Here is a 13982-nt window from a genome sequence, read left to right as displayed (position 1 = left end):
GTCGAGCCGCCAGATCGGCCCAGCGCCATACGCCACAGCACTGGCAACGACGTGCGTTCCATGCGGTGACGCTGACCCGGCTCTCGCTCATCGTAAAACGGGTCGCCGCCGGCACCGGCCGCAGTCCGCTGAGCCGCACTTGGGCGCAATCGGCGTCAGTGCAGATGCACCAGCTTGTCCGGGTTGCGCACGATATAGATCGCCACCACCTTGCCGTCCTCGATCTCGAGTGTGGTCGATTGCAGCTCGCCGTCGGCCTCGCGGGTGACGAAACCGGGCAGGCCGTTGATGAAGCCGGCGCGCACCAGGTCCTCGCCTGATCGCCGATTGGCGGTAGCCGGACAGTTCCTGCCTCGACCCATACGCAATGGAGAAGCCGCCGTTCATCGTGTGAACGGCCGTTTCGCGCCGATCGCCGCCATTGCAATTTCATATTGCAATGCGGAAAGTTTGCGATATTACGAATTTACTCACCACGGACCCGGTGAAATTCCGGGTGGCTCTTCTGGCCGCCGATCCGCCAGACCACGCAAAACCTGCATGCCATTCAAACGACCGCTCAGCAGAGCGCGTTCGCCATGCTTTGCGAGAACTCTTCAGATGCAATTTTCTTCGATCCGCCGGGATTGGTCCGCCAATCCCATGCGCGAAATGCTCGCTGGGGCCGTCGCGACGTTCGCGCTGATTCCAGAGGTTATCGCGTTTTCCTTCGTTGCAGGCGTCGATCCGCAGGTCGGCCTGTTTGCTTCTTTCATAATCGGCATCGTCATCGCCTTCACAGGTGGCCGTCCGGCAATGATATCTGCCGCTGCGGGCTCGGTCGCCCTTGTCGCGGCACCCCTGGTTCATGCTCACGGACTTGCTTATCTCTTCGCCGCCGGACTGCTTGCCGGGGTGATCCAGATCGTTTTCGGGCTTCTCCGTCTCGGGGTCCTGATGCGCTTCGTTTCGAGATCCGTGCGGACGGGCTTCGTCAATGCATTGGCAATCCTCATCTTCGCAGCCCAACTGCCGCATATTGTCGGGGGAGACTGGCTTGCCTACGGCATGCTGGCGGCGGGCCTCGCAGTCATCTACCTCGTACCGAGGATCACGACCGCCATCCCATCCCCGTTGATTTGCATTGTTGTCCTGACAGTCGCATCGATCGCCTTGCAGCTGCCGGTCATGACAATTGCGGATCTCGGAAAATTGCCCGATTCCCTGCCGGTCTTTGGCTGGCCCGCCGTGCCGATGACGCTGGAGACGCTGACGATCATCGCCGGCCCGGCACTTGCCATAGCCATGGTTGGCCTCTTGGAATCGATGATGACGGCAAGTGTTGTTGACGATCTCACGGGCACGCCAAGTTCGAAGAACAGGGAATGTGCGGGCCTTGGCATCGCCAACACGGCCGCGAGCCTGTTCGGAGGGATCGCTGGCTGCGGCATGATCGGCCAGACTGTCAGCAACGTGAAATATGGCGGACGGGGAAGACTTTCCACGCTATTCGCCGGCGCATTCCTGCTCGTCCTTATGGTTCTGTTGAAGCCATGGGTCTCCCAGGTTCCTGTCGCTGCCCTCGTTGCAATCATGGTAATGGTGTCTATCGATACGTTCGATTGGTCGTCGTTGAAGACGCTGGTCGTTCACCCGAAGATGTCCAGCGCCGTCATGGTGGTGACCGTTGTTGTCACGGTGTTCAGCGCCAACCTTGCTCTCGGCGTCACCATCGGCGTTCTCTTGAGCGGCGTGTTCTTCACCTTCAAGGTTGCCCGCCTGATGAAGGTGGAAACAGAGACCGATGCCAGTCGCGGGCAGGTGAAGTATCGCGTATCAGGGCAAGTGTTCTTCGCCTCGGCCGATGTCTTCATCGACGCATTCGATATCGAGGAAGCCAAGGGTACGAGCGTGGTTATCGATGTTTCGCAGGCCCATTTCTGGGATATCACGGCAGTGGCGGCGCTCGACAAGGTCGTAGATCGTTTTCGAGCCCACGATATCGCAACCACTGTCTTGGGGTTGAATGATGCAAGCGCAACTTTGATCGGAAGCCTCGACAGCCCAGCGAAACTCAAGGAAATCTGATTTCCGCCCCGAACAAAAGACCCTTCCGGTGCGAAGCTGCAATGCGTTTCGACCGCAAGGGGCCGGTTCCCGCTGGTATGCTTCCGGTGCTTGCCTTTTCGAAGGCGGGCGCAATCCTCCAATTTGCCGCCACCCATTGACGTGGGCGTTTTTCAGCACAATAGGGTCAAGCCGAAAAATGTGGTAAGCGCCAGCCAGGCAATGACAGGAGTGTAATCGTGAGCGAACCGACCGTAGCAGATGCAACAAACCGGATTTATGAATCGCTCCAGGCGGACAATGCCGATATCGACATGCATATCGCGACGCTCAAGGCCGCGTTGACGCGGGCGGGTTTGAAAGAGGCCGTATTCGACCCGGCCAGGCTCGTGCAGAACAACCGTTCCGGCCGGAAGCTCATGCAGGCGTATTTTCGGCAGCGCGGCGTAACGGTCAAATTCTCGGCTTCCTGAAGCCTTCCTGTGACGCCGAACAGGCCGCAGTCTGACGGCCGGCCTGATCACCCTCAATGAGGGGTGACACCAGGCTTGGGCCTTCGGACGCGAGCTGAGGTGCGCGGTCCGTGCCGCCGTGGTCGACGTATTTCTCACCGTCGTGAAGCTCCATGTGGTTTACGCCTTCGACGATATGGAGCGCGCGCCGCCCCCGCATTGCGAGCGCGCCGAACGGGCGTAATATCATCGCGCAACGGGCTCGCGACCGCGATGAAACTGCACTGCGCCCTTCTTGTCTGCGTCGGTCTCCTGGCGGGCAGCACGTCCGCCGAGCGGTCCTCGTTTGACGTCGATCTCGAGCTGGTCCTTGCCGTCGACGTCTCCTATTCGATGGAGATCGACGAGCAGCAGCTGCAGCGCCAAGGCTATGTGGATGCCTTTCTTCAGCCGGAACTGGTCGCTGCCATCCGGAGCGGGCCGATCGGCAGGATCGCGGTGACCTATGTCGAGTGGGGTGGCTCAGCCGTGCAGGTCTTGCCCTGGACGCTGATCGACGGCGTCGACACCGCCCGCCAGTTTTCCGAGACTTTGCAACGGCAACCGACACGGCGGATATCCTTCACCTCGATTTCCAACGCGCTTGCGTTTTCCCGACACCTCTTCCGCTTGAGCCCATTTCGCGGTGTGCGCCGCGTGATCGACATTTCGGGGGACGGGGCGAACAATTCCGGCGTACCGGCGCCCGTCGCCCGCAACTCGACTGTCGCCCAGGGCATCGTCATCGACGGACTGCCGATCCTGTTGCCACGCGGGGACCTGGAATCGATCCCGGATCTCGACGCCTATTACGAGCATTGCGTGATCGGTGGAGACGGCGCCTTTCTCCTGAAAGTCTCGGATACGAGCGATTTTCGGGAGGCGATCCTCAGCAAGCTGATCGTCGAGATACGGGGGCCGAACGTTGCCCGGCTTCAGCGATCCGAGCCGTTTGTGCGACGCGTCGACGCCAAAGCCGGCTACAATTGTTTCGTCGGCGAAGAGATGCAGGAGCGCCGCATCGGGCAATAAGCCCGGCGCAGCAATTGGCGTCCGAGCGTGTGAGCGCATCAGGGCAACGGCTTCATGCCGCTGGCGGACATCTGCTAATGCAGATGTCCAAGCTTGTCCGGGTTGCGCACGATGTAGATCGCCACCACCTTGCCGTCCTCGATCTCGAGTGCTGTCGACTGCAGCTCGCCGTCGGCCTCGCGGGTGACGAAGCCGGGCAGGCCGTTGATGAAGCCGGCGCGCACGAGATCGGAGCCGTGCTTGCGGAAGAGGGCGGCCAATTGCTCGTGCACCTTGATGACCGCATCGAAGCCGAGGATCGGGTGCATGGCGGCCGAGCGTTTGCCACCGCCGTCGGCGTGGATGCTGACATCGGAGGCGAGCATGGCGCCGAGCGCCTTCAGGTTGCCGCTGCGCGAGGCGGTGAAGAAGGCCTCCGCCAGTTCGATGCCGCGCGACTGTTCGACCTGGAAGCGGGGCCGGCCTTCGCGCACATGGGTGCGGGCGCGGGCGGCGAGCTGACGGCAGGCGGCGGGATCGCGATCGATGGTGGCGGCGACTTCCTCGAACCCGAGCCCGAAGACGTCGTGCAGCAGAAAGGCGGCGCGCTCGAGCGGCGACAGGCGCTCCAGGGCGAGCATCAGCGGCAGGGTGACGTCTTCCTCCGGCTCCTCCTCGACGACGGGGTCGGGAAGCCAGGGGCCGACATAGGTCTCGCGCTTAAGCCGCGCCGACTTCAATTGGTCGAGGCAGAGCCGGGTGACGGTGCGGCGCAGGAACGCTTCGGGTTCGCGCACAGCTGAGCGGTCGGCCCCCATCCAGCGGATGAAGGCCTCCTGCACCATGTCCTCTGCGTCGGCGACCGAGCCGAGCATGCGATAGGCGACACGGATGAGTTTCGGACGCAGCGGGTCAAAACCCGCCGCTGCGTCCTCATGGGCATTGCCCGCCATCAGGCGGCCGCCTGCGCAGACTTTGCCGCTGCCGGCTCGATCCACAGGCCGAAGCCGACGGCCAGACGGTTCCAGCCGTTGATGACGTTGATCATGAGCGTGAGCTTCACCTGGTCCTCCTCGGTGAACTGTTCGGCGAGCGCCTGACGGGCGCTTTCATGGGTATGACCTTCCGACAGGCGCGTGAGCGCCTCGGTCCAGCCAAGTGCTGCACGCTCGCGTTCGGAATAGCAAGGGGCTTCGCGCCAGGCCGAAAGCAGGTAGATGCGCTGTTCGGTCTCGCCTTTGGCGCGGGCTTCCTGCGTGTGCATATTGATGCAGTTGGCGCAGGCATTGATCTGCGATGCGCGGATCTTGACGAGCTCGATGAGATCGGGCTCGAGGCTGGCGGCGATGGCCATCGACACGTTGGTCCAGCTCTTCATCAGTTGCGGGGCAGCGGCGAAAAGGTCGATCTTGGCAGTCATGGTTCCGTTTCCTTTCGTTGGTTCCGATACCATGACGAGACAGGATCAGCCGGTGTGACATCGGGGCCGATTTTTTTTGAGGGAGGCGCGCTGGCGGGTTCAGATGCGGGCACGGACGCATGGCCCGTTGCTGCCGACGCGGGCCTCGTAACCCGTTTGGATAGCTATGCCGCCCTCAGCCAATGTGTGAGTGTAACCTTGGGGAGCACTCTATTTCAGGTGGCGGTGCCGGGTTCGTCGGGAGGCAACCAATGGCGGATGAATTTAATGTTGCTTTGGACATTCCCTACGTGTTCGAGCTCACAATCAATGACTTCGGGGCGCTCTGGCGGAAACTGGAAAGCCAGAGCTTTGCTCTGACAGCGCGGTCGCCACTTTGGTACGGTCGGCTAGAGGGTGAGTTCAACGCTACGTTCGGCACGCTTGAAGCGTATATCGGCGAAGCGACTGCCCTGGTTCCCGCGCATGGAATGGAAAAGACTGCGGCAGAGGCGGTCATGGCCACAATCCTCATGCGCCGTATTGGGGTTGCTCTCAGAGAGCTTTCTCTGGAAGCGACCCAGGTGCTGGTCGCCGGGGATGGCAGCGACGATGCGAAGGGGCGCCTTCGGTACGACGAAAACAACCGGATCAGCGGGGTCGATAGCGACTATCTCGCCAGCGTTCTTGATCTGTCGTCGGATTACAAAGGTGACGGTTGCGTCTTCGAAGTGCTGAGCTATTCCCTGAATAGCCCTTTTTCCGTGAAGTCGATGGTTGCCTCCCTGATGCTGTCCTTCAATGTGGCCACCGCGCCCTTGAGCGGAGCGCACGTCAACTACGATCTCATCCTGAATGCGATAAGCACAGCGATCGAGGTGGGGAACCTTGGCTGTACGTTGCTTTGCACGAAGAGGAGCGACGATCGTCTGTCCATGTTCGTAAAGGAGGAGTTCGAGAAGCTGAAAGCTCACGCGGCAGGGGCCGACGTTCGTCTGATCCAGCGATATCTCAAGGATCTCGGTTTCTACTTTGGTAAAGTCGACAACATATTCGGTCCGGAGTCCAAGCTTGCGGCAGAGAATTTCGCTCGCGTCTACAAGGTTTACGACTATGCGCAGTATAGTGATAGCGAGTTCCTGTATATGTTGGCGAACGTGCATGTGCGCTACCGCGGCATCCTTCCTTCGACGCCCCGATGAACTTCGCCTGCATCCACAGGTCGGGTCTTGAACGAACGCTCATGAGTGAGACCTGTCACACCGCTGTAAAACATCCGCACTAAGCCTCGGCGCCATCTTGAACCGAGGATATGTCGATGAAATCGTTTGTCTCCGTCGTTGCCGGTGCGCTTGTCGCCTCGCTGCTTTCCACCGCCGCCTTTGCCGAGAGCCTGGTGCTCTACACCAGCCAGCCGAACGAGGATGCGCAGGCAACCGTCGACGCCTTCAAGGCGGCCAATCCCGGCGTCGAGGTGGAATGGGTGCGCGAAGGCACGACGAAGCTGATGGCCAAGCTGATGGCCGAGATCGAAGCCGGCAACCCGGTTGCCGACGTGCTCCTCATCGCTGACACCGTGACGATGCAGCGCCTGAAGGAAGCGGGCCAGCTGCTCGCCTACAAGTCGCCGGAAGCGGCAAGCTACGATGCTGCACTCTATGATGCCGACGGCGCCTACTATTCCACCAAGATGATCACCACCGGCATCATCTACAACACCTCGGCCTCGACCAAGCCCGCGGGCTGGCAGGATCTCGCCAAGGCCGACGCCAAGGGCCTGGTAACGATGCCGAGCCCGCTGACCTCGGGTGCCGCACTCATCCACGCGCAGACGCTCGCCGGCATCGACGGCCTCGGCTGGGACTATTACAAGGCGCTCGCCGAAAACGGCGCGACGGCTGCCGGCGGCAATGGCGGCGTGCTGAAGGCGGTCGCCACCGGCGAGAAGGCCTATGGCATGATCGTCGATTTCATGGCGATCCGCGAGAAGGCCAAGGGCGCTCCGGTCGAGTTCGTCTTCCCGGCGGAAGGCGTGTCCGCCGTCACCGAGCCGGTCGGCATCCTGAAGACCGCCAAGAACCCTGACGCCGCCAAGAAGTTTGTCGACTTCCTGATTTCCGAAGAGGGGCAGAAGACGGCGGTGAAGATGGGCTACATCCCGGCGCGCAACGGCGTGGCGCTGCCCGAGGGTTATCCTGCGCGCGAGACGATCAAGGTGCTGCCGATCGACGCGGCTTCGGCGGTGAAGAACTCCGACGCCGATCTCAAGACCTTCTCCGGCATCTTCGGCACGAACTGATCGCCTGAATGTCGAAACAGAGTGAAACCATGCGCAGCCGGCCCCGCTGGCTGCGCATTTCCAATGGCGGCCCCTTGCGCCTGAGGCGGGCAAAGCCCGGCGCGTCGCCGGCCGGCGAGCCGCGCTGGCTCGTGCCCTTCGTGCTCGCCTGCCTTTTCCTGCTCTGCGCGCTGCCGCTGATCAGCCTCGCCAAAGCCGGCTTTTCGGGGCTTGCGAGCGGCCATTCCATCGGCGTGCTCACCGAGCCCGCGACCTATGCCGCCATCCGCAACACGCTGATAACTGCGACAGGCGGCATGCTGATCTCGGTCGTGATCGGCGCGCTTTTCGCCTTTGCCGTGGCGCTTACCGATATCAGGGGCAAGCTTTTCCTGAGCTTCGCCTTCATGCTGCCGATGATGATCCCGCCGCAGGTCACGGCGCTTGCCTGGGTGGAGATGACCGGGCCGGCAAGCCCGCTTTTGAAGACGCTGGGCATCGCGCCGCCGCTCGGAAGCCCGCAGCCGCTCTACTCGCTCTTCGGTATTTCGCTGCTTCTCGGCGTGCAGCACGCGCCGCTGGTGTTCCTGGCGCTGAAGGCGGGGCTTTCCGCCTCGCCGCGCGACGGGGTGGAGGCGGCAAGGCTTTCCGGCGCATCGCCGTTTCGCGTCTTCCGCGATATCGTCGCACCACTGGCAGCCCCCGGGCTGATCGCCGGTGCTGCGATCGCCTTCGTCTCCGGCGTCGGCAATTTCGGCATTCCGGCGATCCTCGGCATTCCCGCCGGAATTTCCGTGCTTCCGACACTGATTTACACGCGGCTTGCAAGCTTCGGCTCGGGCACCTTCGGTGAGATCGCGCTCATCTCCAGCCTGATCGCGGCGATCGCGGCCATGGGGCTGATCCTGCAGCAGCGGGCGCTTTCGGGCAAAGACTACCGCATCATCGGCCTTTCCGGGGCCAATGCCGCGTTTTCGCTCGGGCGTTTCCGGGTGTTGGTTGAACTTGGGTTGGCGGCGATCCTGTTCCTGGTTCTGGTGGCACCGTTCGCGGCGCTGATCGCCAGTTCGCTGGTGCCGGCCTATGGCGTGCCGCTCACCTGGCAGACGGTGTCGCTGCGCGCCTATGAGGAAATCCTGTTTCGCCAGACGATGACGTTGAGCGCCTTTGGCAATTCGCTGTTCCTTGCCAGTTCGGCCGCCCTCGGGCTGCTGGTCGTTGCCGTGCCGACCGCCTATCTCATGAACCGGCGCAAGGGTGTGCTTGCCGGCACGCTCGGCATCCTGATCGAGATCCCCTATGCGCTGCCCGGCATCGTGCTGGCGGTCGCCTTCATCCTTACCTTCGCAGCGCCGTTGCCGATCCTCAATGTCTCGCTCTACGGCACCATCTGGATCATCCTAATCGCCTATTTCTCCTCGTTCCTTGCCGTCAGCCTGAAGCCCGTGATGAGCGCCTTCCTGCAGATGGACCCGTCGTTGGAGGAGGCGGCACGGCTATCGGGTGCTGGTTTCTTCCGGCGCATGCGCGACGTGATCCTGCCGCTGGTGGCGCCGGCGGCCGGTGCCTCGATCATCCTCGTGTTCCTGATCGCCGCCAATGAGCTGACGGTCTCGGCGCTGCTCTGGTCGGCGGGCACGCAGACGCTGGGCGTGGCCATCTTCAATCTCGATGACAGCGGCTCGTCCGATCTCGCCTCGGCGCTGTCGGTGCTGGTCGTCATCATGGTCATAGTGCTGATGGCGGCGCTCGAAACCCTTGCAAACTACCTTCCAGAAGGCGTGCTGCCGTGGCGCAACTGATCCTCAATCACCTCACCAAGGATTTCGGCGGCGGCCGGCCTGCCGTCTCCAACGTTTCGCTGACGGTGCGCGAAGGCGGGTTTCTGGCGCTGCTGGGACCATCGGGCTGCGGCAAGACCACGGTGCTGCGCATGATCGCCGGCTTCGAGCAGCCGACGGACGGCTCGATCGACTATGGCGAACGCCGGCTATCGGATGCTTCGCGGGCGCTGCCGCCGGAAAAGCGCAACATGGCGATGGTGTTCCAGTCCTATGCGCTTTGGCCGCATATGACGGTGGCGGAAAATGTCGGCTATCCCCTGAAGGTGCGCGGCATCTCCGGCGAGACCTGGCGGCGTAAGGTGGGCGAGGCGCTGGCGCTGGTGAAACTCACCGATTATGCCGAGCGCCGGCCGGCAGCCCTTTCCGGCGGGCAGCGGCAGCGGGTGGCGCTGGCGCGCTGCCTGGTGACGTCGCCTGACGTGGTGCTGCTCGACGAACCGCTCGCCAATCTCGACCAGCATCTGCGCAAGTCGATGGAGGAAACCTTCCGCATCTTCCACGAACGCTCCGGTGCAACGATGGTCTATGTGACGCACGACCAGTCGGAGGCGATGGCGCTGGCGACCGATGTCGCCGTGATGTCGGAGGGCCGGCTGGTACAGCTGGCGGCGCCGGCGGACATCTACGCACGGCCCGAGGGCACCGTCGTCGGCGGGCTCATCGGCCGCGGCTCGATCCTGAAGGTGCCCGTGGCCGAGCATGCGCCGCGCGCGCTCGCCTGGCCGCAGCTTCGCGGGGCGATCGGGTCAGCGCCTGCCGGCCTTCACCGCGACGTGTTGGTGCGGCCGGAGCATGTGCGGCCGGATGCCGAGGGCATTGCGCTGGAAGTGAAGGCTTGCGTCTATGAGGGCGAACGCTTCGCCCTGACGCTGGCTCTGCCGGACGGCCAGGCGCTGAAGGCCTATGGCGATACCGCGATCCCCGTCGGGCAGAAGGCGAATTTTGCGATTGCGAGCGCCTGGCGGCTTTGAGGGCGACAGGCGGGCGTTGATGGCGCCCGCATGTCGGCGGGATCGGCGCCGGTTCGAAGGGGCGCCAGAGCCATCAATCGCAGCGGGGTCTTTCGAGCTCGACCTTGAACTGCTTCGGCCCGACCAGCCCGGGCTTTGCCGGCAGGCCGACGATGCGGGCGATGACGGTGCACTCGCCGGCGATCACCGCATAGCGATCACGTCCCTGCTTGATGATCTTGTCGATCGGATATTTCGGCACGGCCTCTGCCACGGCGGTGATGATGGCGGTCAACTCGTTGGCGCGCTGGAAGTTGGGGGCAAGGGCGGCCTGGGAAGCGCCGGCGCTGAAAAATGCAATGGCGGCAAGGGCGAGGGCTCTGATTGACATGGGCGGCTCCTGTTTGCGGCAACAGACCATGTGGCCGGGCGGCAATCAACCCGCTTGTGTGCATGCGAACGGACCACCCCGCAACACCAGAGGGCCGGAGGCGGGAAACGGTGCATTACGCCGCCCGCATTGACAGCGGCGCGCCGGCAGCCGACCTTCCCGCCGCGGCCATGGGTTGCGCGAGAGGTGAGCCGATGAGCCAAGATCTGGATGCTGCAGCGACGACGCTTTCGGGCGGCAACGTCAATGCCGGTGTCGTCAGGATCGGCGACACCGTGCGCCGGCGGATGGGGCCGCAAAGCGCCAGCATCCACCGGCTGTCGCTTCACCTGGAAGCCAAGGGCTTCGGCGCGTCACCACGGTTTCTGGGGATCGACGGGCAGGGGCGCGAGATCCTCGCCTTTCTCGACGGTCAGGCCGACTGCGCGCCGGAACTGTGGCAGGACGGGCAGGCGCTGGTTGCTGCTGCCCGATTGCTTCGCGATTATCACGACGCAACGGTCGATTTCGTCCACACAGCGTCCGATCGCTGGGCTTTCCGGTATCCGGACAGCGCGCGCCACGAGGTCATCTGCCACAATGATTTTGCGCCCTACAACCTGATCTTTCGCGACGGTCGTCCGGCCGCGGTCATCGATTTCGATCTCGCCGGGCCGGGGCCGAGGTTGAGGGACGTTGCCTATCTCGCCTATTGGACGGTGCCGCTGTCGTTTCATTCGAGCGAAATGGTGGCTGCGGCATTCGATGATCTGCGAAACGGCAGCGCGCGCCTGCGGCTGTTCTGCGACAGCTACGGCATCGCCTGTGACGCCGCACTTCCTGCCATGGTTGAGGCGGTGCTGGAGCACATGGGCGACGAGGCGGCGATGGTCTCGATGCTCGGAGCTGATGTCGCCGAACGGCTGGCGCGCGACGGCCATCTCGAACACTGGCGTCAGGAGCGGGCCGCGTTCCAGGCCCACCGACATCTGCTCCTGTCAAATCTGGCATAGGTGGCGCGGCCGCTCGCATGTGCCTGCACGCGTTTGCCCGGTATGGCCTGGTCAGTTCAGTTGACCCAGGTCAACTCGGCTGACCCGGGTCAGCTTTGCTGACCCGGCTGGCTTGGCCGATCATCTGTTTCCGACTTGCCTTACCCCGCGGTCTATCCTCTCTCCGGAGATAAACCGATACGTTAAATAAAACTGGTTGCTAAAAGCAACTGGTATGGCATAGTGCTGGGATCAGCGAACGGGCGACGGTGGTGTCGCGCAAGTCGATGGGAGGAAGCGATGAAACTCTATCAGGGCATGGGACCGAATTCGTACCGGGTGCGCATCTTCATGGCGGAGAAGGGGATCGAGCTGCCGATGGTGGATGTCGATTTTTCGAAGGCGGAGCACAGGGCGCCGGCGTTCCTGGCGCTCAATTCGCTCGGGCAGATCCCGGTGCTGGAGCTCGACGACGGCACAGTTATCACCGAGAGCGTTGCCATCTGCCGCTATCTCGAGGAGACGCACCGCGAGCCGCAGCTCTTTGGCAGCGACGCCGTCAGCCGCGCCAGGGTGGAGATGTGGAACCGGCGGGCCGAGCTGGTAATCTTCGGCACGATCGGCAACGTGGCGCTGCATTCCGATGCCTTCTTCAAGGAGAGGCTCACGCAGTTTCCTGCCTTTGCCGAGACCGAGCGACAGGCGGTGCCGAAAAAATGGGCCTGGCTCGACCGGGAGCTTGCCGACGGCCGGGCATTCCTTGCCGGCGAGACATTCTCGATCGCCGATATCACCGCGGGCGTCTGCGCCTGGCTCGGCGATGTCTTCGGGATGGAGGTGCCGGGCGATCTTGCAAACGTCCAGCGCTGGCTTGAGCGGGTGCGGGCGCGGCCGAGCTTTGCGGCTTAGGCAGGAGATTGGCGCGACTGCCGCCACCGGCGCCGCGACTGTCGTCCCGCGCATTCCGCTCAGCCCCTCATCCCCCTACCGGGAACTTCTCCCCGCAGGCGGGGAGAAGGGGCGTGTGGCGCGCCCAGCGTTTCATCCAGCAGGAGGGAATGGGAGAAGTGCTGGGATTGAAACGGGGCCGCAATCTCGGGTCTCCCTCGCCCCGCAAGCGGGGAGAGGGTTGGGGTGAGGGGCAAAACCTCGCCGCAATTTCGGAGTTCGCGTCTGCGTCATTTGGGTGCTGCGATGACGCTGTTTCCCAATTGACAGGGAGCGGGAAGAGATGTGCTGCACCTTTTCGGTCTGCCGAAGCCAGAAGAGAGTGCTGCTGGTTCGATCCGGGGCAAATGGTGGTTGCAGCGGTGCAGTTGAATCAAGTCTCTGATAAAATGACTTAATTAGTCCGACGGCGCGATCCGGCCGGCAACCTGAAATTCCGCCGTGACGCCAAATTACAAATCATGTGTGGAAAGTGACATTCCCCTTTTCTCTTGCCTTCTCCGTGGCTTTTTTCAATTCCTAAAATAACAGCTGCCTGATTCGCCCCGATCCGTTGTTTTGGCGGCGTTCGCCCTAGGAGACAAAGCCATGAACGATTTCAAGAAGCCGACGATCACCGAGATGCGCCCGAAGATCACCGTGATCGGTGTCGGCGGCGGTGGCGGCAACGCCATCAACAACATGATCGCCGAGGGCTTGCAGGGCGTTGATTTCATCGTGGCCAACACCGATGCGCAGGCGCTGGCGATGTCGAAGGCATCGCGGCTGATCCAGCTGGGCGCGCAGGTGACCGAGGGACTGGGCGCCGGCTCGCTGCCGGAAGTCGGGCGGGCGGCCGCGGAGGAATCGATCGACGAGATCATGGATCACCTCGGCGGCACGCATATGTGTTTCGTCACCGCCGGCATGGGCGGGGGCACCGGCACGGGGGCTGCCCCGGTGATTGCAGCGGCAGCCCGCAAGGCCGGCATCCTAACCGTCGGCGTCGTCACCAAGCCGTTCAGCTTCGAAGGCAAGCGCCGCATGCAGATGGCTGAAGAGGGCGTCGAGCGTCTGCGCGAGGCGGCCGATACCGTCATCGTCATCCCCAACCAGAACCTCTTCCGCATCGCCGACGCCAAGACCACCTTTGCCGACGCCTTCGTGATCGCCGACCGCGTGCTCTATTCGGGCGTCGGCTGCATCACCGACCTGATCGTCAAGGAAGGCCTGATCAACCTCGACTTCGCCGACGTGAAGTCGGTCATGAAGGGCATGGGCCGGGCGATGATGGGCACCGGCGAGGCGACCGGCGAGGGCCGCGCGCTGATGGCGGCGGAAGCCGCGATCGCCAACCCGCTGCTCGACGAAGTGTCGATGCGCGGCGCCAAGGGCGTGCTGATCTCGATCTCCGGCGGCATGGACATGACGCTGTTCGAAGTCGACGAAGCGGCGACCCGCATTCGCGAGGAAGTCTACGACGAGGCCGACATCGTCGTCGGCTCGATCTTCGACCGCACACTCGACGGCACGTTCCGCGTGTCGGTGGTGGCAACGGGCCTCGACGGCCAGCGCAACACGGCAGACCCGGCGGGTGCGGCGGCATCGGCCGGCCAGCCCGGCCAGGCGCCGACGCGCACGCTGCAGTAACACGAGGAGCGCCCGAGTTGCCGC

General features: G+C 63.2%; 13 protein-coding genes, 1 pseudogene and 1 other annotated feature. Of the genes and pseudogenes, 10 read left to right on the top strand and 4 right to left on the bottom strand.

What is annotated here, in order from left to right; translation table 11 throughout:
- Nucleotides 1–155: 155 nt before the first annotated feature.
- Nucleotides 156–317: pseudogene (locus tag AC1Q80_RS10520) on the bottom strand (RNA polymerase sigma factor SigJ); the annotation flags it as partial.
- Nucleotides 318–474: 157 nt separating this feature from the next.
- Nucleotides 475–530 (top strand) — a sequence feature (sul1 is cis-regulatory element that is thought to sense ions involved in sulfur or methionine metabolism; They are found in Alphaproteobacteria).
- A gap of 70 nt (nt 531–600) precedes the next feature.
- On the opposite strand from AC1Q80_RS10520, the gene AC1Q80_RS10515 reads away from it, so the two are divergent.
- From AC1Q80_RS10515 to AC1Q80_RS10505, 3 genes are all read left to right on the top strand, one after another.
- Complete coding sequence (locus tag AC1Q80_RS10515; protein ID WP_173420421.1) at nt 601–2067, top strand: SulP family inorganic anion transporter; 1467 nt, start codon at nt 601–603, stop codon at nt 2065–2067.
- A 215-nt stretch (nt 2068–2282) separates the two neighbouring features.
- Nucleotides 2283–2519: a hypothetical protein gene (locus AC1Q80_RS10510; RefSeq protein WP_492360787.1), complete on the top strand. Its 237-nt coding sequence runs from the start codon at nt 2283–2285 to the stop codon at nt 2517–2519.
- A 252-nt stretch (nt 2520–2771) separates the two neighbouring features.
- The gene (locus AC1Q80_RS10505) at nt 2772–3569 is read left to right on the top strand and encodes a DUF1194 domain-containing protein (protein WP_492360395.1); all 798 of its coding nucleotides are present in this window, start codon (nt 2772–2774) and stop codon (nt 3567–3569) included.
- 74 nt (nt 3570–3643) lie between these two features.
- Here AC1Q80_RS10505 and AC1Q80_RS10500 read toward each other — a convergent pair whose 3' ends face one another.
- Nucleotides 3644–4501 (bottom strand): sigma-70 family RNA polymerase sigma factor, encoded by an 858-nt coding sequence (locus tag AC1Q80_RS10500; protein WP_492360394.1) that lies wholly within the window; start codon nt 4499–4501, stop codon nt 3644–3646.
- Nucleotides 4501–4968 carry a carboxymuconolactone decarboxylase family protein gene (locus AC1Q80_RS10495; protein WP_492360393.1) on the bottom strand — a complete coding sequence of 156 codons (468 nt, stop codon included), beginning with the start codon at nt 4966–4968 and terminating at the stop codon, nt 4501–4503. Before AC1Q80_RS10495 ends, AC1Q80_RS10500 begins: the two co-directional genes overlap by 1 nt.
- A 251-nt stretch (nt 4969–5219) precedes the next feature.
- Between AC1Q80_RS10495 and AC1Q80_RS10490 the strand changes: the two genes are divergently transcribed.
- The 4 genes from AC1Q80_RS10490 (at nt 5220) to AC1Q80_RS10475 (ending at nt 10040) form a co-directional block, all read left to right on the top strand.
- Nucleotides 5220–6149 (top strand): peptidoglycan-binding domain-containing protein, encoded by a 930-nt coding sequence (locus AC1Q80_RS10490; RefSeq protein WP_492360392.1) that lies wholly within the window; start codon nt 5220–5222, stop codon nt 6147–6149.
- Between the two features lie 116 nt (nt 6150–6265).
- The gene (locus tag AC1Q80_RS10485; RefSeq protein WP_492360391.1) at nt 6266–7246 is read left to right on the top strand and encodes an ABC transporter substrate-binding protein; all 981 of its coding nucleotides are present in this window, start codon (nt 6266–6268) and stop codon (nt 7244–7246) included.
- A gap of 29 nt (nt 7247–7275) precedes the next feature.
- Entirely contained in the window at nt 7276–9027 is a 1752-nt protein-coding gene (locus AC1Q80_RS10480) for an ABC transporter permease (protein ID WP_492360390.1), read from the top strand.
- A complete protein-coding gene (locus AC1Q80_RS10475; RefSeq protein WP_492360389.1) occupies nt 9015–10040 on the top strand; it encodes an ABC transporter ATP-binding protein in 1026 nt (341 codons plus the stop codon). The genes AC1Q80_RS10480 and AC1Q80_RS10475 overlap by 13 nt, the downstream gene beginning before the upstream one ends.
- A 73-nt stretch (nt 10041–10113) precedes the next feature.
- Here the strand turns inward: AC1Q80_RS10475 and AC1Q80_RS10470 are convergent, their stop codons facing one another.
- Entirely contained in the window at nt 10114–10410 is a 297-nt protein-coding gene (locus AC1Q80_RS10470; RefSeq protein WP_173420413.1) for a hypothetical protein, read from the bottom strand.
- Between the two features lie 194 nt (nt 10411–10604).
- Here AC1Q80_RS10470 and AC1Q80_RS10465 point away from each other — a divergent pair, with 194 nt between their 5' ends.
- The 3 genes from AC1Q80_RS10465 to ftsZ all read left to right on the top strand — a co-directional run bounded on the left by AC1Q80_RS10465 (nt 10605) and on the right by ftsZ (nt 13958).
- Nucleotides 10605–11402 (top strand): phosphotransferase, encoded by a 798-nt coding sequence (locus AC1Q80_RS10465; protein WP_492360388.1) that lies wholly within the window; start codon nt 10605–10607, stop codon nt 11400–11402.
- A 279-nt stretch (nt 11403–11681) separates the two neighbouring features.
- A complete protein-coding gene (locus AC1Q80_RS10460) occupies nt 11682–12290 on the top strand; it encodes a glutathione S-transferase family protein (protein WP_492360387.1) in 609 nt (202 codons plus the stop codon).
- A 627-nt stretch (nt 12291–12917) separates the two neighbouring features.
- Nucleotides 12918–13958, top strand: a complete 1041-nt coding sequence (ftsZ, locus tag AC1Q80_RS10455; protein WP_112810910.1) for a cell division protein FtsZ — start codon at nt 12918–12920, stop codon at nt 13956–13958.
- The last annotated feature ends 24 nt before the right edge of the window (nt 13959–13982 follow it).

The organism is Ensifer sp. GW823-FHT05D09, from assembly GCF_058795755.1.
Note: the sequence above shows the minus strand (reverse complement) of the source record. Positions and strands in the feature narration are given on the sequence as shown.

Coding starts and splice junctions, on each gene's coding strand:
- AC1Q80_RS10515 (WP_173420421.1), top strand. CDS start 601: ATGCAATTTTCTTCGATCCGCCGGGATTGGTCCGCCAATCCCATGCGC.
- AC1Q80_RS10505 (WP_492360395.1), top strand. CDS start 2,772: ATGAAACTGCACTGCGCCCTTCTTGTCTGCGTCGGTCTCCTGGCGGGC.
- AC1Q80_RS10500 (WP_492360394.1), bottom strand. CDS start 4,501: ATGGCGGGCAATGCCCATGAGGACGCAGCGGCGGGTTTTGACCCGCTG.
- AC1Q80_RS10495 (WP_492360393.1), bottom strand. CDS start 4,968: ATGACTGCCAAGATCGACCTTTTCGCCGCTGCCCCGCAACTGATGAAG.
- AC1Q80_RS10490 (WP_492360392.1), top strand. CDS start 5,220: ATGGCGGATGAATTTAATGTTGCTTTGGACATTCCCTACGTGTTCGAG.
- AC1Q80_RS10485 (WP_492360391.1), top strand. CDS start 6,266: ATGAAATCGTTTGTCTCCGTCGTTGCCGGTGCGCTTGTCGCCTCGCTG.
- AC1Q80_RS10480 (WP_492360390.1), top strand. CDS start 7,276: ATGCGCAGCCGGCCCCGCTGGCTGCGCATTTCCAATGGCGGCCCCTTG.
- AC1Q80_RS10470 (WP_173420413.1), bottom strand. CDS start 10,410: ATGTCAATCAGAGCCCTCGCCCTTGCCGCCATTGCATTTTTCAGCGCC.
- AC1Q80_RS10465 (WP_492360388.1), top strand. CDS start 10,605: ATGAGCCAAGATCTGGATGCTGCAGCGACGACGCTTTCGGGCGGCAAC.
- AC1Q80_RS10460 (WP_492360387.1), top strand. CDS start 11,682: ATGAAACTCTATCAGGGCATGGGACCGAATTCGTACCGGGTGCGCATC.
- ftsZ (WP_112810910.1), top strand. CDS start 12,918: ATGAACGATTTCAAGAAGCCGACGATCACCGAGATGCGCCCGAAGATC.